The organism is Streptomyces katrae (assembly GCF_000966975.1).
In the GTDB taxonomy this organism is placed as follows: Bacteria; Actinomycetota; Actinomycetes; order Streptomycetales; family Streptomycetaceae; genus Streptomyces; species Streptomyces katrae.
Map to the genome: position 1 here is coordinate 1 of NZ_JZWV01001290.1, position 857 is coordinate 857.

Here is an 857-nt window from a genome sequence, read left to right on the forward strand (position 1 = left end):
GGCCAACGCCTGGATCACCGGCATCTTCCTCGTCCTCGAGGTGGTCGCGGCCGCGCTGGTGGCCGTGCTGGGCTTCGCCCACAGCGAGCGGGGCGCCGACGCGCTGGTCCACGGCACGGTGGCCGCCGAGGGCGGCGGCACCTCCACGGTGACGGCGATGATGGTGGTCTCCGGGCTGGCCATCGCACTGTTCATCACGCAGGGCTTCTCGACGGCCGTCTACCTCTCGGAGGAGCTGGAGAAGCCGCGCCGCAACGTGCCGCGGACCGTGCTCGCCACGCTCGCCATCTCCACGGCGGTCATCCTGGTCCCGGTCATCGCGATCACCATGGGCGCCCCCGACCTGGACGCGCTGGCCTCCGGCGACCTCGGCGCGATGGTGACCGCCTGGTCGAACTCGGCCGTCGGCACCTTCGTCAGCCTCTGTGTGGCCCTCGCGATCATCAACGCCGGCATCGTCATGGTCATCCAGAACTCCCGGGTGCTCTTCGCCTCCGCCCGTGACAAGGCCTGGCCCGAGCCGGTCAACCGCGGTCTGTCCCGCCTCGGCCGCTTCGGCTCCCCGTGGGTGGCCACCCTGCTGGTGGGTCTGCCGGGCGCGGCGATGTGCTTCGTCAACCTGGACACCCTGTACGGGGTGACCGGCGTGTCGGTGACCGGCATGTACCTGCTGGTGGCGGTGGCCGCGCTGTTCAGCCGGCGCGGGGCGCACCGCGAGGCCTCGGCCTGGCGGATGCCGCTGTGGCCGGCCGTGCCGGTCGCGCTGATCGCCGTGCTGGCGTACATCCTGACCCAGCAGGAGACCGAGTACCTGCTGTGGACCGGCGGCATCACCGCCGTCGCCACCCTGTACTGGG

General features: G+C 71.8%; 1 protein-coding gene. It reads left to right on the forward strand.

What is annotated here, in order from left to right:
* The coding region (locus VR44_RS36285; RefSeq protein WP_045951920.1) for an APC family permease at positions 1 to 857 on the forward strand (857 nt) is incomplete at both ends.